At 41.0% G+C, this 19,543-nt stretch carries 23 protein-coding genes, 1 pseudogene and 1 other annotated feature; of the genes and pseudogenes, 13 read left to right on the top strand and 11 right to left on the bottom strand.

The annotated features are described in order from the left end of the window. From FTV28_RS12860 to FTV28_RS12840, 5 genes and pseudogenes are all read right to left on the bottom strand, one after another. A partial coding sequence (locus FTV28_RS12860) for a transposase (RefSeq protein WP_179990650.1) occupies positions 1-925 on the bottom strand: 925 nt, incomplete at its 3' end. 3 nt (positions 926-928) lie between these two features. Continuing rightward, positions 929-1,528 (bottom strand): IS607 family transposase, encoded by a 600-nt coding sequence (locus tag FTV28_RS12855; RefSeq protein WP_016659757.1) that lies wholly within the window; start codon positions 1,526-1,528, stop codon positions 929-931. Beyond that, a complete protein-coding gene (locus FTV28_RS12850; RefSeq protein WP_179990648.1) occupies positions 1,528-2,169 on the bottom strand; it encodes a hypothetical protein in 642 nt (213 codons plus the stop codon). The genes FTV28_RS12855 and FTV28_RS12850 overlap by 1 nt, the downstream gene beginning before the upstream one ends. Positions 2,170-2,347: 178 nt before the next feature. Next, positions 2,348-3,581 (bottom strand): annotated as a pseudogene (locus FTV28_RS12845) (IS3 family transposase). Beyond that, positions 3,190-3,306 (bottom strand) — a sequence feature (AL1L pseudoknot). Its footprint overlaps the pseudogene before it by 117 nt. Before the next feature lie 115 nt (positions 3,582-3,696). After that, a complete protein-coding gene (locus FTV28_RS12840; RefSeq protein ID WP_179990646.1) occupies positions 3,697-4,617 on the bottom strand; it encodes a Dyp-type peroxidase in 921 nt (306 codons plus the stop codon). 160 nt (positions 4,618-4,777) lie between these two features. Here FTV28_RS12840 and FTV28_RS12835 point away from each other — a divergent pair, with 160 nt between their 5' ends. Both FTV28_RS12835 and FTV28_RS12830 read left to right on the top strand, forming a co-directional pair. Beyond that, entirely contained in the window at positions 4,778-5,398 is a 621-nt protein-coding gene (locus tag FTV28_RS12835; protein ID WP_167845685.1) for a LysE family transporter, read from the top strand. 59 nt (positions 5,399-5,457) lie between these two features. Then, on the top strand, positions 5,458-5,898 hold the full coding sequence (locus FTV28_RS12830) for a hypothetical protein (RefSeq protein ID WP_167845686.1): 441 nt from the start codon (positions 5,458-5,460) through the stop codon (positions 5,896-5,898). Between the two features lie 8 nt (positions 5,899-5,906). On the opposite strand, the gene znuB is transcribed toward FTV28_RS12830, so the two are convergent. Genes znuB through FTV28_RS12815 form a run of 3 tightly spaced genes read right to left on the bottom strand, consistent with a single transcriptional unit; the run spans position 5,907 to position 7,969 of the window. Then, positions 5,907-6,707, bottom strand: a complete 801-nt coding sequence (gene znuB, locus FTV28_RS12825; RefSeq protein WP_167845687.1) for a zinc ABC transporter permease subunit ZnuB — start codon at positions 6,705-6,707, stop codon at positions 5,907-5,909. Positions 6,708-6,710: 3 nt separating this feature from the next. Next, the gene (gene znuC / locus FTV28_RS12820; protein ID WP_131261255.1) at positions 6,711-7,499 is read right to left on the bottom strand and encodes a zinc ABC transporter ATP-binding protein ZnuC; all 789 of its coding nucleotides are present in this window, start codon (positions 7,497-7,499) and stop codon (positions 6,711-6,713) included. After that, complete coding sequence (locus FTV28_RS12815; protein WP_004970151.1) at positions 7,475-7,969, bottom strand: transcriptional repressor; 495 nt, start codon at positions 7,967-7,969, stop codon at positions 7,475-7,477. The genes znuC and FTV28_RS12815 overlap by 25 nt, the downstream gene beginning before the upstream one ends. 135 nt (positions 7,970-8,104) lie before the next feature. Between FTV28_RS12815 and FTV28_RS12810 the strand changes: the two genes are divergently transcribed. The 10 genes from FTV28_RS12810 to FTV28_RS12765 all read left to right on the top strand — a co-directional run bounded on the left by FTV28_RS12810 (position 8,105) and on the right by FTV28_RS12765 (position 16,295). Next, entirely contained in the window at positions 8,105-8,944 is an 840-nt protein-coding gene (locus tag FTV28_RS12810; RefSeq protein WP_104852883.1) for a metal ABC transporter solute-binding protein, Zn/Mn family, read from the top strand. Between the two features lie 172 nt (positions 8,945-9,116). After that, positions 9,117-9,515: an ATP synthase subunit I gene (locus tag FTV28_RS12805; protein WP_004970147.1), complete on the top strand. Its 399-nt coding sequence runs from the start codon at positions 9,117-9,119 to the stop codon at positions 9,513-9,515. Between the two features lie 103 nt (positions 9,516-9,618). Continuing rightward, positions 9,619-10,494, top strand: coding sequence for a F0F1 ATP synthase subunit A (atpB, locus tag FTV28_RS12800; RefSeq protein ID WP_004970145.1), 876 nt, complete (start codon positions 9,619-9,621; stop codon positions 10,492-10,494). A gap of 85 nt (positions 10,495-10,579) precedes the next feature. Beyond that, on the top strand, positions 10,580-10,825 hold the full coding sequence (gene atpE / locus FTV28_RS12795; protein ID WP_000424060.1) for a F0F1 ATP synthase subunit C: 246 nt from the start codon (positions 10,580-10,582) through the stop codon (positions 10,823-10,825). A 39-nt stretch (positions 10,826-10,864) separates the two neighbouring features. Continuing rightward, positions 10,865-11,335: a F0F1 ATP synthase subunit B gene (locus tag FTV28_RS12790; protein WP_004970142.1), complete on the top strand. Its 471-nt coding sequence runs from the start codon at positions 10,865-10,867 to the stop codon at positions 11,333-11,335. A 14-nt stretch (positions 11,336-11,349) separates the two neighbouring features. Next, positions 11,350-11,886 (top strand): F0F1 ATP synthase subunit delta, encoded by a 537-nt coding sequence (locus FTV28_RS12785; RefSeq protein WP_004970141.1) that lies wholly within the window; start codon positions 11,350-11,352, stop codon positions 11,884-11,886. 40 nt (positions 11,887-11,926) lie between these two features. After that, positions 11,927-13,471: a F0F1 ATP synthase subunit alpha gene (atpA, locus tag FTV28_RS12780; protein ID WP_019837172.1), complete on the top strand. Its 1,545-nt coding sequence runs from the start codon at positions 11,927-11,929 to the stop codon at positions 13,469-13,471. Positions 13,472-13,554: 83 nt separating this feature from the next. Continuing rightward, positions 13,555-14,424, top strand: a complete 870-nt coding sequence (gene atpG, locus FTV28_RS12775; RefSeq protein ID WP_004970136.1) for a F0F1 ATP synthase subunit gamma — start codon at positions 13,555-13,557, stop codon at positions 14,422-14,424. Positions 14,425-14,453: 29 nt separating this feature from the next. Continuing rightward, positions 14,454-15,848: a F0F1 ATP synthase subunit beta gene (atpD, locus tag FTV28_RS12770; protein WP_004970134.1), complete on the top strand. Its 1,395-nt coding sequence runs from the start codon at positions 14,454-14,456 to the stop codon at positions 15,846-15,848. Positions 15,849-15,875: 27 nt separating this feature from the next. Continuing rightward, positions 15,876-16,295, top strand: a complete 420-nt coding sequence (locus FTV28_RS12765; RefSeq protein WP_004970132.1) for a F0F1 ATP synthase subunit epsilon — start codon at positions 15,876-15,878, stop codon at positions 16,293-16,295. A 79-nt stretch (positions 16,296-16,374) separates the two neighbouring features. Here FTV28_RS12765 and FTV28_RS12760 read toward each other — a convergent pair whose 3' ends face one another. Continuing rightward, positions 16,375-16,965 carry a hypothetical protein gene (locus FTV28_RS12760; protein WP_154321292.1) on the bottom strand — a complete coding sequence of 197 codons (591 nt, stop codon included), beginning with the start codon at positions 16,963-16,965 and terminating at the stop codon, positions 16,375-16,377. A 324-nt stretch (positions 16,966-17,289) separates the two neighbouring features. Beyond that, positions 17,290-17,835, bottom strand: a complete 546-nt coding sequence (locus FTV28_RS12755; protein WP_004970127.1) for a glutathione peroxidase — start codon at positions 17,833-17,835, stop codon at positions 17,290-17,292. 285 nt (positions 17,836-18,120) lie between these two features. Here FTV28_RS12755 and FTV28_RS12750 point away from each other — a divergent pair, with 285 nt between their 5' ends. Beyond that, on the top strand, positions 18,121-19,029 hold the full coding sequence (locus FTV28_RS12750) for a DMT family transporter (protein WP_179990644.1): 909 nt from the start codon (positions 18,121-18,123) through the stop codon (positions 19,027-19,029). Between the two features lie 85 nt (positions 19,030-19,114). Here FTV28_RS12750 and FTV28_RS12745 read toward each other — a convergent pair whose 3' ends face one another. After that, positions 19,115-19,408 carry a hypothetical protein gene (locus FTV28_RS12745; RefSeq protein WP_004970123.1) on the bottom strand — a complete coding sequence of 98 codons (294 nt, stop codon included), beginning with the start codon at positions 19,406-19,408 and terminating at the stop codon, positions 19,115-19,117. Positions 19,409-19,543 lie beyond the last annotated feature (135 nt).

The raw sequence follows: 19,543 nt of genomic DNA, 5'->3' as shown, positions 1-19,543 counted from the left end.
TGGCTTTATCAACCAACTTGTGAGTTGCTGTAAATATTAATGTTTTGAGCTTTGCTTTTTGAGTATCTTGTCGCTTATCTAGTTTTTTTCGACCTAGATTATTTAACTCAATTTTCTGTTTCTTGTGTGGTTTAGCTTTAGCAATCGCTCTGAGCTTGTTTCTGTGCTTGTACTTTTGATTTAAATAATCTGATTCACTTGAGATCAGCTTGCCTAGACCACTCCCATATACATCGCCATCAGAGTCCACAAAAGCTTCTGAGTACCCTTTATCAACACCTACTGTTTCCTGACCACAATCTTGTGTTTCAACTGCATCATAGGTTGAATGAACTTCAATATTGCCATTTTTTAGAATGATTCTAAGTGTGCCTTGTGGCGCAAAATCAACAGTGGTGTTTAGTGGAATTTTAATGGTTTGTCGAGGGATTAGGCTTGGTACTTTAAGCCAACATTGACCATTTAACTCAAAAGTTTTACACATATCCGCACGAACAATAATTTGATTATGTGTGTGATTAACACCATGCTTAAAGTGATTACGCATTTGACGATGGAGGAAATTATCAGTCATCCATTCATCTTTTTTAAGCAAGGTGTATAGTCTTTTTTGTTCATTATTACAGGAGGTGCGTTTTCGGATCGCCTGCTTTACTTTGTCTTTTGATGCTTCTCGATAGGCTTTAATATCACCTATGCAATCACGTAGCGTTTCTTTCCACGCATTTGCAGAAACACCAAAGTCACGACTTTCTTTCATCCACGCATCACGAATAGCTCTGTCACTGATATTCAAACCTGAAATAGCACCATATTTAGCCCACACCTCGCTACGAATACGACCAAGTAAAACAGCTTGTTTCTCAAGCTGTTTGTACTTTTGCACATTCAAGTTTTTACAATGGTGGATGCGTGTTAGTTTCAAAAGTTATTCCTTGATGTTCACTAATTCTTTAACTTTTTCTTTGTATTTTCTTAATCCGTAAAGTCGAGAGGAAAAACAATGAATAATCGCTAACAAGTCTTGTGTTACTTCTTCCGTTGGGGAAAGAGATTCTTGATTCATAATAATAACTTTACAACCATGTCTTTCAGCAAAAGATTCAAACCACTCAAAACCAAAACGCACCAAACGGTCTTTGTGAGCGATGACAAGCATTGAAACTTTACCCATTTCAATATCAAGAAAAAGCTGATTGAATTTCTTTCTTTTATAATTCAAACCACTTCCAACCTCTGACACCCAATCATCAACAGCATAGCCATTTACAGTACAAAAAGTTTCTAAAGCTGACACCTGATTAGCTAAATCGGGCTTTTGAGCAACACTAGATACCCTTGAATAAACAATTACTGATGATTTAGCTTCCGTTGCTTTTATACCGATATATTCAAGGTATTGATCGTGCGTGTAGTATCTGCGATTTTTAGGATTTCGACATGCAACCAAAATACCTTCGGCATCCCATCTTTGTAGAGTTTTAACCGACTTCCCAATCATTTCACCGAATTTAGCAGGAGAATACATTAATCAATCTCCGCTAACTTCTTGAAATCCTCAAGTGTATAGTCTTTAAATATGGATTCATCACAATATATGGCTAGATCATTGTCTTCATCCCATCCACAGATAGGGCATGTATAAGGGGATGATGCGACTCCTAGCTGATTATATTTTAATAAAATATCGTTACAAACCTCATAAAGTTCTGAATCCTCATGATGATCAAAAACTTCAAGGAAAATTAGTTCACTAATATTGTCTGCAAATTTTTTGTATTTTTCAGGCACTTCTAGTTGATATGGCTCTACTAAATCATCTAGTTTTTTAGCGCAAGCATCACCAAAAATCTCTAATAATTTTTCCTCATATTCTTGACAGCGCATACCTTGTCCTGAAACGTGAGTACATTCAGAAAAGCCTGTATTTGCATTAATAAAATCAGCATAGGTGGGGCATTTATCGGAGAGTGATTGATTTGTTTTTTCAGGGTACGAAGAACAATCATAGCCTAAATCTACAATATCGGTTTCATAGAAATCATTCTTTGACCACTCACCATAGACCCATGATGCAAATTCCTTAATAAACCCATCTTTATTTTCAGGGGATACAAAATAAGCAAGGTCTTGCTCTACTTTCTTTAAGCTTTCAGCCAAGTATTTCATTGCAAGTTTTTTTAAAATTTAATACCTAAATTGTATATGTTTGACTATATCTGTCAAAATAATTATTTGCTATAAATCACTCCCGAATAGCAGTTATATATGTAAGGCATATGCATGCTTTTATTATGCTAAAGCTTAATGAACCGTACCGGGTTTGTCGGAGACTTTTTTATTTAAGTTAGGCCACCTGACCTAACGGGTTAATCTTATCATAGTACATTGCTTCAAACTCAAAAGGCGACTTGTAACCCAATGCACTGTGTACACGCTCTTTATTGAACCAATCTACCCAGTTGAGTGTCGCAAGTTGTACATCCGCTAAACCTTTCCAATCTGCTTTTAAATACTCAATCACCTCTGTTTTGTATAAGCCATTCACTGTTTCAGCCAAAGCATTATCGTATGAATCACCAGTCGTACCGACTGATGCTCGTAAATTTGCAGCTTCTAAACGATTGGTATAGCGAATAGAAAGATATTGAACACCTCTATCGGAATGATGAATCACATTCTTTGGCATGCCTCGATCGTGCAATGCTTGCTCAAGTGCATCGAGCACCATATCTGTATTCATCCGTGTAGATACTTTCCATCCAACAATTGCTCGTGAGAACACATCAATAATAAAGGCGGTATAGACCCAGCCTGAATGAGTTTGAATATACGTAAAGTCACTCACCTGAGAAGCACTGCTTCGCAAGGGTCAGGATGATCAGCATTAAAATTACGTTTCACTAAATCATCTGCTCTTTTTTGATCATCTCGGCTACGGGTGGTTTGTTTATTCTTACCACGCCAAACACCTTGTATAGCTAGCTTCTGCATCAATCGAGCAACTGTACAACGTGCGATAACATAACCTTCACGTTTCAATTGTTGCCAGACCTTACGCACACCATATCGACCTGAACTTTCTTTCCAAATTCGTTTAATTTGTTCAGCATGATGCTCATCATGTAGATCTCGTTTCGCTCGATGTTCTGGATTGTCAGCGAGATCTAAAGTTCGGTAATAGGTTGAAGCTGCGATCGGTAAAATCCTACAAATCGCATCAACACCATATCGATCTTTATTGTTATGGATGAAATCCACCATTATTTGTGTGGGCGGTCGAGCTCCGCCTGGGCGAAAAAAGCGGCTGCTTTACGTAGAATCTCATTGGCGCGTTGCAGTTCTTTATTTTCGCGTTCGAGTTGTTTGATACGTTCTTGGTCTGAAAGCAGCTGTACTTTAACTGGATTTTGTTTATCTAAATATTTTTGATACCAAACACGTAGTGTTTCAGGAGTACAACCGATTTTAGGAGCAATTGCTGTGATCGCAGCCCAATTCGATGGATAATCTTTTTCGGATTCAATCAATAATTGAACCGCTCTATCTCTGATTTCAGGGGTGTATTTTACTTTTTTCATCGGGACATTCTCTCAAGAAAAGTGGTCTCCGACAAACCCGGTACGGTTCAGTCCAAAAGAAACGATAAATCAGTATGAAGTCGCTGATATTTTACGACTTCATACTAATTGCAGATTAGTCTTCCAAAACTTCTTCTAGCAACTCCTCACTCGGGGCAAAGTAATATGCACCATCCAAGGCGGTGACGAAATGCAATAAACGATCGTGGATGCCATCACCTGAAGTACCAAACATACGTTCTAACATGGCATCAATAATGCTCAAATCTTTGGTATAGGCAATAAAGAATAAACCCTGATCGCCTTTGCCATCACCATAAGGTAAAGAATGGCGCAAAATTTCCATTTCATCGCCTGCATCATCTTCAACGACAGTACGTGAAACGTGCGAATTTTCAGGTTGTACATCTTCATCTAATTCAATCGATTCTAGCTTGGTACGTCCAATCACGTGTTCTTGGGCATCGACTTTGAGCTTTTTCCATTTTTCTAAATCGTGGCAATAGCGCTGTGCAAAAATAAATGAACCATCGGCAAACACGCCTGCATCTTCGCCTAAAAGTGCAACTTCAGCACGATCATCTGGAAATTGTGGGTTTTCGGTACCATCAATAAAGCCAGTCATGTCGCGTCCATCAAAATAACGGAAACAAACCCGTTCATCCAAGACTTCAATTTTGTCTTGAATCCCCTCAAAAAATGCCTGACTAAGTGCAAAGCAAATATCCGCACGTGTACTGGCGAGGTGAATGATCACATCTGCAGGCACGACAGGCATTGGGTACGCCCCTTGAATCGGTTGTAATTGTTTAAAACCATCTGGAGATTGCTCATAGAGTTGTGCCCAAAGTTCAGGACCAAAAGCAACGCCAGTTTTAATTTGGGCATGTGGATGTTGGGTAATCAAACGATCCCGTGTGCTAAACAAGTCAGCCAATTTTTCTTTTAACTCAGTAATGCTTAAGTCTTTTAAACGAAGTACAAGAAAGCGAGCATGATCTGAAGGTAGTGGCAAAATTACAGATTGGGCAGTCATGTATAGCTCCTGAAAATTTGTTGTTTTCTATAAAGTTGACTTTATTGTGCCTGATTGTATGTAGGCTTAATAGCCTCAACCCGATTTTTATTCCACGTTTTTAGTCATGAGATTAAGTGAAATATCATATAATGCACTGTCTTGTGAAAAGCGGCGATATATGTCTTATCAAGTTTGGATTGCGTTTATGTTGGCCTGTTGGGTGATTAGTGTTTCACCTGGCGCGGGTGCAATAGCATCTATGTCGAGTGGTTTGAATTATGGTTTTCGACATGGGTATTGGAATGCGATTGGTCTACAACTCGCTTTATTATTGCAAATCGCGATTGTAGCCGCAGGGGCAGGGGTATTATTTGCGACAACACCTTGGGCATTTCTAATTGTGAAATGGTTTGGTGTGGCATATTTGTTATATCTGGCGTATTTGCAATGGGCAGCGCCTGCACAGTCGATTGAAATTCAGCATGAGCTGACGCGAAAATCTGCTGGAAAATTGGTGATGTACGGCTTTCTGGTCAATATGAGCAATCCCAAAGCAATTGTGTTTTTATTGGCAGTTTTACCGCAATTTTTAGATTTATCTAAACCGCAATGGGCGCAATATGCAATTATGGCGTTGACCATGATTAGTATTGATTTGATTGTGATGGCGGGCTATACGGGCTTGGCTGCTAAAGTTTTACGTTTGTTAAGATCACCGAAGCAGCAAAAAGTCATGAATCGTACTTTTGCTGCATTGTTTGCAGGCGCTGCTTTTTTGTTGAGTTTGGTGCATCAGTAATGCCTTCAATTAAACAAAAGTGTATGTTGTAATTATAAAAAAATAGATTGAGATATACGTTGAAAATAAAAGGTATTCCGCGAGCACGTTATTGGCAACATTGGTGGATTAGCATGTTGCTTTTGAGTTTTTCAACTTTAATTGCAATTGGATTAGCGATTCACTTTTCAGTAGATCGCGTGTTTTGGCCAATTTCTTTGATGGTGCATTTGAGTATCAATTTGATTTTTTCTTTTGTATTTTCCGCTTTGCAAACTTATTTTAAACATACGGTGTGGCAAAGTGTGGTGTTGATTAATATCACAGCTGTGTTGTTGATTGCCATTCATGCAATGTTTTATCTACAAACAATAGATTGGAATGCTGTTTCAGAAGCTCAGCAGCAACTGAGTCTTTTACAGCAAGTGATTCACAGTGATATGGCACTGTGGATAGTGTACATGCTGCCACTTTTGGTCGTAATGCTCATTGCTGCAATAAAAAAATATAGATACTCATGAACGAAAAACTAAGCCATCGTTCTGACTTTTTGTACGCTAAAAATCACCGCAAAAATGATCGCCATAGTCATCACAATACTTAAACCTGTCGAAATATTTAAGCCCGCACTTGACCATAAACCTACGCTGACTGCAATTTGCGCCACAATAAATGCCCAAATCACCATTTGTTTAGGCGAGTGAGCCAATAAACGTGCGGTTAAAGCGGGAATCACCAACAATGCGCCCATCAATAAAGAACCGACTGCACGTAAAGCCAATACGGTAAATAATGCCAACAACAACATAAAAATCAGGCGTTGCCATTGGGCATTCACGCCTTCACTGACCGCAATATCAGGGTCAATTGCAATTTGAATTTGTGCCTGCCAAAATTTATACAGCACCGCTAAAGCAACAATAATCACTAGGGCAAATACAGGTAAATCTGCCCATGAAATGGTGAGTAAATCACCAAATAAATAGCTCAGCAACTCAGGGCGCAAACTTGGAATATGTTGAATAAAGAGCAACCCTGAACAGAGCAAGGTCGCAGAGCAGAGCGCCAATAATGCATCATTCGGCAACCGTGGATCATGTAAAATCCATAAAACACCCACCAATAATAATGCCAAGAAGGTCACACCCATCCACAGAGGTAAACTCAACGCGCCTGCAATCGCCACACCCAATAAGGTGCCATGCGCCATCGTATCGGCAAAAAAGGACATACGTCGCCACAGCATTAAACAGCCAAGTGGGGCGGTCAAAAATACCAATAAACTGCCCATGATCCATGCAGGTAACAGCAATTGTAGCCAATCCATCATGGGTTAAGCTTCCGGTTCAGGGTGAATATGAGGACGTGAATCATGCTGACAAGGCTCGGCATGATCGCCATGGGCGCAGTGTTCGTGGTGATGTTGATAAAACACCCGATTGGTTCCAAAAATAGCTTGGTATTCAGGATGTTGCTGTACATTTTCGGGCAAACCGCTACAGCAAATGTGTTTATTTAAACATACCACACGATGCGTACCTTGCATGACCCATTGCAAATCATGCGACACCATCAACACCGCACAGCCATATTTGCTCGGTAAGTTGCGCACATAGTCATACAGTTCAGCTTCGGACTGAATATCTAGTCCTTGCATCGGCTCATCCAGTACCAAAACATCAGGTTGACGTAATAAGGCGCGTGCCAATAGCACCCGTTGCCGCTCACCACCAGACAGTTGTTGTACTTTTGAATCTTGCAGTTTGGCAATGCCAGTATCGCGGATAATTTCTGCTTTAATTGCGTCTGGGCATTTTTCTAAAGCCAGTAAATCTTTCACTCTTAAAGGCAAGCTGTGTGAAGGATTAAACTTTTGCGGCACATAAGAAAAGGTCAATTTGCGAGCATTTACGAGCTTGCCTGCATTTGGTTTGACAATGCCAAGCAAGACTTTAATTAGAGTCGATTTTCCTGCGCCATTGGGGCCAATTAGCGTGACAATTTCACGTGCATGTAATTCAAAATCGACATTTTTTAAAATATCGCGCTCATCTATTCGCACCTGAATATTGTGCAAGGCGATGAGCGGTGCAGTGGTTATTTGCTGTTGCACTGCTGACATTTTCCAGAAATCTCAATAATGCTGTGATGCGGGCTAAAGCGGTCAGAGGCTGCCAACTGATCTAATTGCTCTAATAAACCTTGCGCTGAAGCTTCTTTAACGACTTTACATTCAGTACAGATTAAAAAAGCCGCTTGGTGTCCTTCACGTGGATGACAGCAAGGAATATAGGCATTGATTGAAGTCAAACGGTGAATTAGTCCTTTTTCCAGTAAAAAATCTAAAGTACGGTACACCGTTGGCGGTGCTGCAGGACGATCAGACTCACTTTTAATTTTCGCCAATAAATCATAAGCACCCATTGGTGCAGATGCCTTGAGAATGAGTTCCAACACTTCTTTACGTAGCGGTGTTAAACGAGCACCTGTTGCCGCACATAAACTTTCAGCTTCGGCAAGACGTTGATCGACATTGTGATGGTCGTGAACGCCATGTAATGCATTGTGATGCTCGTGCGAACATAAGCTCATAGCCACCCCAGTTGAACTTTAAAAGAAAAACGACAGTAAATCTTAGCATGAAGCGTTATTAGTTTCGATTATACGTAGGTATTTTTATAAATTTGTTATATTATAACATTTGTCGATTTTTCGTGATATGCCGCAATGTTTCGTTTATTTAGTTTCTGTCTTTTAGCGTTATGCAGTACTGTCAGCATGGCGCAGGCTTTGGTGGTGTCTACCCATCCTATCTATTTGATTGCCCAAAAAGTCACGCAAAATATCGAAACACCCACGTTATTACTGGCAGATCAAACAGGGCATGATGTATCGCTCACGCCTGCACATCGAAAAATCATCCAAGATGCGGATTTAATTATTTGGCTAGGTAAGGCGCATGAAGCACCGCTAGAACGTGTATTACATCAAAATCCTAAAGCGATTGCTTTATTAGATACGGGCATTATGAAAACTTTGCCGCAGCGTTCAGAACGTGGTGCAGCATTAAAAAATACAGTAGACAGCCATGTCTGGCTAGACCCAAACAATGCGGTGCGTATCGGCTTCTTTATTGCCGCGTTACGTTCTCAGCAAATGCCTGAACATCGCGATGCTTATTGGAATAACGCACGTGCCTTCGCACAGAGTTTATTCAAAAGTGCAAGTCAGTTTCAGACTCAAACTGCAGTACAGCCATATTGGGCTTATCACGATGCCTATCAATATTTAGAACGTGCCTTAAATTTAGAATTTTCTGGGTCGATGACCAATGATCCGCATATTGCGCCAACAGTCGCACAAATTAAATATTTGAACGATCACCGACCAAATCCAAAAATGTGCCTACTTGCAGAAGGACATGCCAGTAAAAATCAGTATATGAAATTGAATCCAATTGTGTTTCAAAAGGTCGATGAAAGCATGCGCGGTGCAGATGATTTTGTGCAAGCGTGGCAGCAATTAGCCAAGCAAACCAAGGCTTGTGTATTAAATGCACGAAAATGATGCGTTTTTTAAGCAAAATTGAAATATGACAATTCCGAGACAAACATGCAAAAAAACACGACTAAGGTCGGGAAACGATTGCATGTTCAGGGGGCTAACTCTATAATGCCTGCGATAAAAAACGATCATCAGTTGAACTTGTCAAGCATTAATGCTGTGAGTGGATAAAAAAATGAGCCGAACTAGTCGCTTGATTGACCGACGATTAGCTAAAGCTTTGGTCTTCTTACAAGCATTCATGATTCCAGTTTCAGCCCTGATAGCGTGGGTCTTGAAAGACTCAACGGCTGCCTTAAGCGCTGCACTTGGTGCTAGTGTTTGTTGGTTGGCAAGTTGTTATTTTTCATGGCAGTCGTTTCGAGCAGCAGGTGCACGAGCGTCCAGACAGGTTCTTTCGAACATGTATAGAGGAATGCTCGGTAAGTTTGCAATCGTGATCGTAGGATTCATTTTAATTTTAAGCAATGTACAGCCGTTATCCCCGGTGGCATTGTTTTGTGGTTTTATGCTCGTTCAAAGCATGTCGTGGGTTGCGCCATTTTGGGTGTCACGATTACAAAAACGAGTCTAAACGCAGCAAAAATTGAAAAGTTTTTCAGGAATAGGCGAGATATCAAGCAGCACGCGATGTTCGTTTGTTCTATTAGTTTTTTTACATTGACCAGGTGTGATTTATGGCTGCTGAAGAACATGCCCTTACTTCGACCGAGTATATCAAGCATCACTTGACCAATATGACCTATGGCAAAATGCCAGACGGTTCATGGAAGTTGGCTGAGTCTGCTGAAGAAGCTCAACAGATGGGGTTCACTGCTATTCACTTGGATTCAATGGGTTGGTCTATCGGACTTGGTCTGATCTTCTGTTTATTGTTCTGGATTGTTGCGAAAGCTGCAAATTCAGGCGTGCCTGGTAAATTCCAGTCAGTAATTGAAGTGATTATCGAGTTTGTGGATTCAAGTGTACGTGATACCTTCCATGGGAAGTCTCGATTAATTGCACCCTTAGCATTAACCATTTTCGTGTGGATTTTCCTCATGAACTTGATGGATTTGATCCCTGTTGACTTTATTCCTTATGTAGCTCAACAGGCGATTGCATCTATGCTGGGTGTGGACCCTCATCAGGTTTACTTTAAAATTGTTCCGACTACAGATCCAAACATTACCTTAGGTATGTCTATTTCTGTATTCTTCTTAATTATTTTCTATAGTATTCGTGAGAAAGGTGTTGGCGGCTTCGTTGGTGAGTTGGCACTTAACCCATTCAACCCAAGTAATCCAGTTGCTAAAGTGCTTTTAATTCCATTCAACTTATTGTTGGAATTGACTACTTTCTTGGCGCGACCAGTTTCATTGGCTCTACGACTGTTCGGTAACATGTATGCGGGAGAGTTAATCTTCATTCTTATCGCGTTATTACCGTTCTGGATCCAGTGGGCATTGTCTGTGCCTTGGGCGATTTTCCACATTTTGATTATTACGCTACAAGCATTCATTTTCATGATGTTGACTATCGTGTACATGAGCATGGCAAGCGAAAAGCATTAATGGTATGGCCTAACTGTCATCGGGCGGTTGGGCACACAATTTTTTAACTTAATTTGGTATAAAACCTAACCTCTGAGGAATTATCATGGAACTCACTTTAGGTCTAGTTGCAATTGCATCTGCTATCTTGATCGCTTTCGGTGCTTTAGGTACTGCGATTGGTTTTGGTCTTTTAGGCGGTCGCTTCCTTGAAGCTGTTGCTCGTCAACCAGAATTGGCTCCACAACTTCAAACTCGTATGTTCTTAATCGCAGGTCTTCTTGATGCTGTGCCTATGATCGGTGTTGGTATTGGCTTGTTCTTCATCTTCGCTAATCCATTTGTAGGTTAATCAGCTTAATTCCGAAATTCACTATTTGAGGAATTTGCAATGAATATCAACCTCACATTGTTTGGCCAAGCGATTGCATTTGCGATTTTCGTCGCATTCTGCATGAAGTTTGTATGGCCACCACTAATCAATGCGATTAGTGAGCGTCAGCGTCGTATTGCTGACGGCTTAAATGCAGCTGAGAAAGCCAAAGCTGATCTTGCCGATGCGCAAGCTCAAGTGAAAGCTGAATTAGATGCAGCTAAAGCACAAGCGGCTCAATTGATCGAACAAGCGAATCGTCGTGCAGCACAATTGGTAGAAGAAGCGCGTACCCAAGCATCTGCTGAAGGTGAGCGTATTCGTCAACAAGCGAAAGAAGCTGTTGATACAGAAATCAATTCTGCTCGCGAAGAATTACGTCAACAAGTAGCTGCGCTTGCAGTAACTGGTGCAGAGAAAATTCTTAGCCAGCAAGTTGACGCAGAAGCTCACAATGCCATGCTGACTCAGCTGGCTGCTAAACTTTAAGAGAGAGGCAGATTATGGCTGAACTCTTGACGTTGGCACGCCCATACGCTAAAGCAGCATTTGCTTACGCTTCTGAGCAAGGTGCAACTGACAATTGGTCAACAGCACTTAACTTGCTCAGTGCTGCGGTGCAAGACGAAGCATTTTCAGCTTACTTAAATCGCCCTGAGCTTACGCCTGCTGAGCAGGTGAGTATTTTTGCCAAAGTTTTAGGTGAAGACCAAACTGCAGCAGTGTCAAACTTTTTGACATTGCTTGCTGAAAACAACCGTTTGGCTTTGCTTCCTGAAATTCAAGCAGAATACGAACAGCTCAAATCACAGAATAACAATACTGTGGATGTTGTGATTGAATCAGCATTCCCATTGACTTCTGTACAAGAACAAATTCTTGCTCAAGCGTTAGAAAAACGTTTCGCTGCGGCAGTAAATGTTTCTGTAGAAGTGAACCCAGCGTTAATTGCGGGTGTGGTTATTCGTGCAGGCGACCAAGTGATAGATGATTCTGCGCTTAACAAGCTTGAAAAAATGCGGACACGTCTTTTAGCTTAATTGCGAAGACTGAACTAATAAAAGATTGAGGTATAGCGCAATGCAACAACTGAATCCATCCGAGATCAGTGCGCTCATTAAACAGCGTATCGGCGATCTGGACACCAGCGCGACCGCTAAAAACGAAGGTACCATTGTTATGGTATCCGACGGTATTGTGCGCATTCACGGCCTTGCTGATGCAATGTACGGTGAAATGATCGAATTCGACGGCGGCTTATTTGGTATGGCACTGAACCTAGAACAGGATTCAGTGGGCGTCGTTGTTTTAGGTAACTACTTAAGCCTTCAAGAAGGTCAAAAAGCACGTTGCACAGGTCGTGTATTAGAAGTTCCGGTTGGTCCAGAACTTTTAGGCCGTGTAGTAGATGCTTTGGGTAACCCAATTGATGGTAAAGGCCCTATTGATGCAAAATTAACTGATGCTGTAGAAAAAGTAGCACCAGGCGTAATTTGGCGTCAATCAGTGGATCAACCTGTACAAACTGGTTATAAATCAGTTGATACCATGATCCCTGTAGGCCGTGGTCAACGTGAGTTGATCATTGGTGACCGTCAAACTGGTAAAACAGCAATGGCGATCGATGCGATCATCGCTCAGAAAAACTCTGGCATTAAGTGTGTATACGTAGCTATTGGTCAAAAACAATCGACTATTGCTAACGTAGTACGCAAGCTAGAAGAAACTGGTGCTATGGCGTATACAACTGTTGTTGCAGCAGCAGCGGCAGATCCAGCAGCAATGTTGTATCTTGCTCCGTACTCTGGCTGTACAATGGGTGAATACTTCCGTGACCGTGGTGAAGACGCGCTTATCATTTATGATGACTTGTCTAAGCAAGCTGTTGCGTATCGTCAAATTTCATTGCTTTTACGTCGTCCACCAGGTCGTGAAGCGTATCCAGGTGACGTGTTCTATCTACACTCGCGTCTACTTGAGCGTGCTTCTCGCGTATCTGCTGACTACGTTGAGAAATTCACTAACGGTGAAGTTAAAGGTCAAACTGGTTCTTTAACTGCATTGCCGATTATTGAAACTCAAGCAGGTGACGTATCTGCATTCGTACCAACCAACGTAATTTCGATTACAGATGGTCAGATCTTCTTAGAAACATCATTATTCAACGCGGGTATTCGTCCTGCTGTGAACGCGGGTATTTCTGTATCGCGTGTTGGTGGTTCTGCTCAAACTAAGATCATCAAAAAATTGTCTGGTGGTATCCGTACCGCTTTGGCGCAATACCGTGAATTGGCAGCGTTTGCTCAGTTCGCTTCTGACCTTGACGAAGCAACTCGTAAGCAACTTGAACATGGTCAACGTGTAACTGAGTTAATGAAGCAGAAACAATATGCGCCATACTCAATTGCTGACCAAGCTGTTTCAGTTTATGCATCTAACGAAGGCTACATGGCTGACGTAGAAGTGAAGAAAATCGTAGACTTTGATGCTGCGTTAATTTCTTACTTCCGTTCAGAACATGCTGCGTTAATGCAACAAATCGATGAAACTGGTGATTTCAACAAAGACATCGAAGCTGCAATCAAAGCAGGTATTGAAAGCTTTAAAGCGACTCAAACTTACTAATTTAGCATTGGCTAGTTAGAGGTTTGGTTCACGGAATCAACCTTCGGAAGCCTGAAAGGGCTTTCGAATACTAGGTTAAGCGTATGGCAAATTTAAAAGAAATTCGCGCCAAAGTTGCTAGTATCAAGAGCACGCAAAAGATTACTCGCGCGATGCAAATGGTTGCTGCTTCTAAGATGCGTCGTGCGCAAGAGCGCATGGCTCAAGGCCGTCCGTATGCCGAAAATATGCACCGTGTAATTGCTCATTTGGTACAGGCGAACCCTGAATACAAACACCGTTATATGATTGAACGCCCTGTAAAACGCGTTGGTTATATCATCGTGTCTTCAGATCGTGGTTTGGCAGGTGGCTTGAACATTAACTTGTTCAAGAAAGTTGTAAAGCATGTACAGCAACAACAAGAGCAGTCAATTGAAGTTCAGTTTGCTTTAATTGGTCAAAAAGCGGTTTCGTTTTTTAAAAACTACGGCGGTAAAGTGCTTGGTGCAACTACAAACGTAGGTGACGCGCCAAGTCTTGAACAGTTATCTGGCTCTGTGCAAGTGATGTTAGATGCGTACGATAAAGGCGAGTTAGATCGCATTTACCTCGTGTCAAACGGCTTTGTCAATGCCATGACTCAAGATCAGAAAATCGAACAACTTGTTCCTTTAGCATCTGCTGAAGAAAACAAGACTCTTAACCGTCAATACGGTTGGGATTATATCTATGAACCAGAAGCTGAAGAGCTGTTAAATGGTTTATTGGTTCGTTACATCGAGTCTATGGTTTATCAAGGTGTGATTGAAAACATCGCATGTGAACAGTCTGCGCGTATGGTTGCAATGAAAGCTGCAACAGATAACGCAGGTGAACTGATCAAGAGCCTACAACTTATTTATAACAAGCTGCGTCAAGCCGCGATTACTCAGGAAATTTCTGAAATCGTTGGTGGTGCCGCTGCCGTTTAACATTATTAGTTTGAATTGAGGAGACAGCAATGAGTGGCGGTCGTATCATTCAGATCATCGGCGCGGTTATCGACGTCGAGTTTGAACGCAACAGCGTTCCTAAGATCTATGACGCTCTCCAAGTTGACGGTACTGAAACTACATTAGAAGTTCAGCAACAACTTGGTGATGGCGTAGTTCGTACTATTGCAATGGGTTCTACTGAAGGCCTTAAGCGTGGTTTGAACGTAACTAACACTAACGCGCCAATCTCTGTACCAGTAGGTACAGCGACCCTTGGTCGTATCATGGACGTTCTTGGTCGCCCTATCGACGAAGCTGGTCCAGTTGCAACTGAAGAGCGTTTACCAATTCACCGTCAAGCGCCTTCTTATGCAGAACAAGCGGCTTCTACTGACCTTTTAGAAACTGGTATTAAAGTCATTGACTTACTTTGCCCGTTCGCGAAAGGTGGTAAAGTTGGTCTGTTCGGTGGTGCGGGTGTTGGTAAAACCGTAAATATGATGGAGTTGATCAACAACATCGCTAAAGCGCACTCAGGTTTATCTGTATTCGCTGGTGTTGGTGAGCGTACTCGTGAAGGTAACGACTTCTATCACGAAATGAAAGACTCTAACGTTCTTGACAAAGTAGCAATGGTCTACGGTCAGATGAACGAGCCGCCTGGTAACCGTTTACGCGTAGCGTTAACTGGTTTGACTATGGCTGAGTACTTCCGTGATCAAAAAGATGAGAACGGTAAAGGTCGTGACGTATTATTGTTCGTAGACAACATCTACCGTTATACACTAGCAGGTACTGAAGTATCAGCACTTCTAGGTCGTATGCCATCTGCAGTAGGTTATCAGCCTACACTTGCAGAAGAGATGGGTGTTCTTCAAGAACGTATTACTTCAACTAAGTCTGGTTCGATTACATCTATTCAAGCTGTATACGTACCTGCCGATGACTTGACTGACCCATCACCTGCTACAACGTTCGCGCACTTAGACGCAACTGTAGTATTGAGCCGTGATATTGCATCTCAAGGTATTTACCCTGCGATCGATCCACTAGACTCAACTTCACGTCAGTTAGATCCATTAGTTGTTGGTACTGAGCATTACGAAATTGCTCGTTCAGTTCAAAACGTTCTTCAACGTTATAAAGAATTGAAAGACATTATCGCAATTCTTGGTATGGACGAATTGTCAGAAGAAGACAAACTTACTGTATACCGTGCACGTAAGATCCAACGTTTCTTCTCTCAACCGTTCCACGTAGCTGAAGTATTTACTGGCGCGCCTGGTAAACTTGTACCGCTTAAAGATACAATTCGTGGCTTTAAAGGTCTTCTAGCTGGTGAATACGATCATATCCCAGAACAAGCGTTCTATATGGTTGGTGGTATTGACGAAGTGATTGCTAAAGCCGAGAAACTTTAATTAGCAGCTCTAATTTAGGAGATTCTCATGGCGACTATGCAATGTGATGTTGTAAGTGTAAAAGAGTCTTTGTACTCGGGCACTGTGACTATGCTAATTGCAAAAGGTGCTGGCGGTGAACTCGGTATTATGCCGGGTCACGCACCACTGGTAACTTTGCTTCAGCCGGGTGCAATCCGCGTTCTGCTGGAAAATGGTACAGAAGAATTAATCTATGTATCTGGTGGCGTTCTAGAAGTTCAACCGCATGTTGTTACGATTCTTGCAGATACTGCAGTTCGTGCAGAAAACTTAGATGAAGCGGCAATTATTGAAGCGCGTAAACACGCTGAACAATTGTTGGCAAATCAAAAGAGCGATTTGGACTCTGCTGCTGCTTTGGCTGCTTTGGCAGAAACTGCTGCACAGTTGGAAACCATCCGCAAAATCAAAAACCGCGCACTTTAATTGTCGGTTTAAGATTGAAAAAAGCCACTCGAAAGAGTGGCTTTTTTTATGCTGTTTGGAATTGAAGCCTTATCTTTGCTTAAGATGCTGTATTGGTAGTTTCAGTAGGCTGATTTGACTCACCTTGTAAAATCATCCCCGCCAGTTTTAGCATTTCAGCTTGAATACTCCCCATTTGCTGTTCCAGTTTCTTAAAGTCCACTTTGCTTAAATCGACTTGTCCATTTAAAAATGGTGAAGCCAAAACTTGCTGATTGGCAGCCAATAAGTTTTGACGGATGGTATCAATTTCCTGTGTTTTTAAGTCTAGGCTGCTTAGTGTTTGATTGAAGCCTTGTAACTGCTGTTGTAATTGAGTCGCTGCAATTTGTAATTGTTGTGGATCTTGCGCATCTACAGCGGTTTGCAATTCAGACTTGGTTTGATTTAGTTGTTCGACATATTGACCTGCTTTGAGCTGTAGATCAGCCACATCGCGCACAATATAGAACATATTGCCACTGCTTAATGGAGCGTTGGTTGGGTTTGTATTGCTGTTGGATGATGCGTTGGAATCATCTTGATTAGTTGTTTGCGTTTGCGGCGTGTTCATTTGATCACAGGCGCTGAGTAGCAAGGCAGAACTCAATAGTGCAAACGGAAGTAGTGTCTTCGAAGATACATTTTTCATATTCATGTGATTTTTGGTACTCATTGAGAATGAATATAAAACGAAAATATGAATAAAAAACAGATTGTTGCAAAGCAATAACAAATCTTAATTTTTTTGTCTAAATCAAAAAAAATAGGAGTTTTAAAGAAACTCCTATGAATTACACTTCTTTCATAAAAGAAAAATGATCATAAGTAATGCGTCGAATTGATATTGATAGTCCCTTCTCTTGCGCCATATATGGCTCAGGATGAGGAATATATTCCGCAAGAGGATGAGGGAGCTGAATTATTGATTTAAAGAGAATTTATGAAAGAACTCTTTAACTTGCTGAATAAAAAATTATTTAGCCAATTCAGCCTCAATCGCTTCTACAATGCGCGGGTCATCTGCGGTTAAATCTGGGGCAAAACGCGCCACCACTTCACCTTGTTTATTCACCAAAAACTTTTCAAAGTTCCACAATACTTCAGGTGGTTCATTTGGGGTTAAGCCGTAATCAACCAAATCTTTCCACCATGGGCCTTCACCAATACGTTCAGGAATTGCTTGCGTTAAAGCCGTGTAGAGAGGATGTTTTTCTGCACCCACGACTGGAATTTTAGCAAACAATGGAAAACTCACCTGATAATTCAGTGAGCAAAATTCCTGAATTTCTGTATCGCTGCCCGGTTCTTGTGCCAAGAAATCATTCGATGGAAAGGCTAAAATTTCTAAGCCTTGTGCCTGTTTTGCTGCGTAGAGTTGCTGTAAGCCTTCGTATTGCGGGGTTAAGCCACATTTTGATGCCACGTTCACGATCAACAACACTTTTCCTGCATATTGATTTAATGTGGTTTCCGTACCCTGATTGGTTTTTACTGCAATGTCATAAACTGAAGTGCGCATAGTTGCTTCCTAGAATCTGTATTTTACCGCTACTGTTGTAACTGTAATTTTTGGGTACAGCAAGTTTTATAGCAAAGAAATTTACGACACTGATGGAATCCCGCATAGCCGTGATATTGCGCAGAAAAATGTAATTCGTATCTGCATTTTATTTTATTGATGGATAAATCGAGCGAAAAGTGCCATAAATAGACACTGGTTTTTTAGCACTTTGCATCACAAGTCAGTTATAGAAAAGGGTTTCACAGCAGGTATGCTGTTTGGTACAACAAGGATGATGAATACATGATACGGTCAGATAAAAGCGTATTTTGGGCAATTTTATTGCCATTGATTGCGGTATTGATTTGGTCTTTAAATATTGCAGTAACGAGGTATGTGGCGGAGTATATTTCACCCGTCAGTATCAGTTTTTATCGCTGGTTGATTGCTTTTCTGATTTTAACCCCGTGGATATTGCCCAAAGTTTGGCAGCAGCGTGAGTTGATTCGTCCACATTTGAAACAGTTGGCAGTGCTTAGTGCTTTTGGTTTGGTGCTGTATCAAGGTCTAAGCTATACCGCAGCCAATTACACCACTGCAACCAATATGGGCATTATTAATGCGTTTATTCCCATGTTTACGGTTTTGGTTTCATTGCTGATCTTAAAAGACATTCCGACACGATTTGCGGTTTTGGGCTGCATTATTTCATTTTCGGGTTTGTTGTATGTGATTGCACAAGGAGATTTGCGTCAACTCAGTCAGCTGACAGGACATGCGGGCGATATGCTCATGGTTTTGGCGGTATTTTTTTACGCCTTTTATGGGGTGTTTTTAAAGAAATGGAATTTAAAATTGCCGCTCATGCTGAGTCTTTATGTGCAAATTATATTCGCCTTACTTTACCATCTGCCATTTATTTTGTGGTTCGGCTTGGATCATTTAAATAGCCAAAATGGTTTAAGTGTGCTGTATGCAGGTATATTTCCTTCAATTATTGCACCTTTGGTATGGATGTTGGCCGTTCAATATTTAGGGCCAAATCGCACCAGTATTTTTATGAATTTGATGCCTGTTTTCACGGCTATCATTGCATATTTTTGGTTGGCAGAAGTGTGGGGGAGTTATCACAGTATCGGTGGATTGATTATTTTAACGGGTATTGTGTTGGCACAAATGAAAGCACGCGTACACATTCAAGCAAAAAGTTGAGTTTAATTGGTGTTTTTTTTGATCACATAAAGGTGTATTTAAAATGTCTTTTATTCAAAATTTATACAGTATTGAGTGTTATGAATTATGACAGTTTTTTTAATTTTTCTAAAATAATTGTAAAAATAGTAAGATAATTTAAATTGTTAAGAAAAAAAGATGAATCTTTCATTGAATATTTGTCTTGGATTAATAGGAAAAATCTATTTGTATAGTCGACTAAATTACTCCATAATTCACGTACTGAAAATGATCCACTGTATTCAATAATCAGTGAAATATCATTTGCAGCAAGATTTTCAAACCCTCTGGATGTGCTTTTATACACATCCTTTTTATGCTCAACCATCCCTATATGGTTGAGCTTTTTTTTATCCACTGGAGCGTAAAACCTCGTGGTTCAGCACGAGGATATAAGCGACTGGAGTAAACCATATGAACGACACGAAATGTCGTTTTAAATACTTGTACTATAGTCACTATTAAGAAAAATACTGTTAAAATAATTGGATGA

The sequence above is a fragment of the Acinetobacter sp. YH12252 genome (assembly GCF_013417365.1).
Classification (GTDB): domain Bacteria; phylum Pseudomonadota; class Gammaproteobacteria; order Pseudomonadales; family Moraxellaceae; genus Acinetobacter; species Acinetobacter towneri.
This window is presented reverse-complemented; position numbering and strand designations above follow the sequence as displayed.

Excerpts from the sequence above, each read along its gene's own strand:
- FTV28_RS12850 (WP_179990648.1), bottom strand. The coding sequence starts at position 2,169 with ATGAAATACTTGGCTGAAAGCTTAAAGAAAGTAGAGCAAGACCTTGCT.
- FTV28_RS12790 (WP_004970142.1), top strand. The coding sequence starts at position 10,865 with ATGAATATCAACCTCACATTGTTTGGCCAAGCGATTGCATTTGCGATT.
- FTV28_RS12835 (WP_167845685.1), top strand. The coding sequence starts at position 4,778 with ATGTCTTATCAAGTTTGGATTGCGTTTATGTTGGCCTGTTGGGTGATT.
- FTV28_RS12855 (WP_016659757.1), bottom strand. The coding sequence starts at position 1,528 with ATGTATTCTCCTGCTAAATTCGGTGAAATGATTGGGAAGTCGGTTAAA.
- atpB (WP_004970145.1), top strand. The coding sequence starts at position 9,619 with ATGGCTGCTGAAGAACATGCCCTTACTTCGACCGAGTATATCAAGCAT.
- atpG (WP_004970136.1), top strand. The coding sequence starts at position 13,555 with ATGGCAAATTTAAAAGAAATTCGCGCCAAAGTTGCTAGTATCAAGAGC.
- FTV28_RS12765 (WP_004970132.1), top strand. The coding sequence starts at position 15,876 with ATGGCGACTATGCAATGTGATGTTGTAAGTGTAAAAGAGTCTTTGTAC.
- znuB (WP_167845687.1), bottom strand. The coding sequence starts at position 6,707 with ATGATGGATTGGCTACAATTGCTGTTACCTGCATGGATCATGGGCAGT.
- FTV28_RS12785 (WP_004970141.1), top strand. The coding sequence starts at position 11,350 with ATGGCTGAACTCTTGACGTTGGCACGCCCATACGCTAAAGCAGCATTT.
- FTV28_RS12810 (WP_104852883.1), top strand. The coding sequence starts at position 8,105 with ATGTTTCGTTTATTTAGTTTCTGTCTTTTAGCGTTATGCAGTACTGTC.
- FTV28_RS12760 (WP_154321292.1), bottom strand. The coding sequence starts at position 16,965 with ATGAAAAATGTATCTTCGAAGACACTACTTCCGTTTGCACTATTGAGT.
- FTV28_RS12805 (WP_004970147.1), top strand. The coding sequence starts at position 9,117 with ATGAGCCGAACTAGTCGCTTGATTGACCGACGATTAGCTAAAGCTTTG.
- atpE (WP_000424060.1), top strand. The coding sequence starts at position 10,580 with ATGGAACTCACTTTAGGTCTAGTTGCAATTGCATCTGCTATCTTGATC.
- FTV28_RS12750 (WP_179990644.1), top strand. The coding sequence starts at position 18,121 with ATGATACGGTCAGATAAAAGCGTATTTTGGGCAATTTTATTGCCATTG.
- atpD (WP_004970134.1), top strand. The coding sequence starts at position 14,454 with ATGAGTGGCGGTCGTATCATTCAGATCATCGGCGCGGTTATCGACGTC.
- znuC (WP_131261255.1), bottom strand. The coding sequence starts at position 7,499 with ATGTCAGCAGTGCAACAGCAAATAACCACTGCACCGCTCATCGCCTTG.
- FTV28_RS12755 (WP_004970127.1), bottom strand. The coding sequence starts at position 17,835 with ATGCGCACTTCAGTTTATGACATTGCAGTAAAAACCAATCAGGGTACG.
- FTV28_RS12815 (WP_004970151.1), bottom strand. The coding sequence starts at position 7,969 with ATGAGCTTATGTTCGCACGAGCATCACAATGCATTACATGGCGTTCAC.
- atpA (WP_019837172.1), top strand. The coding sequence starts at position 11,927 with ATGCAACAACTGAATCCATCCGAGATCAGTGCGCTCATTAAACAGCGT.
- FTV28_RS12840 (WP_179990646.1), bottom strand. The coding sequence starts at position 4,617 with ATGACTGCCCAATCTGTAATTTTGCCACTACCTTCAGATCATGCTCGC.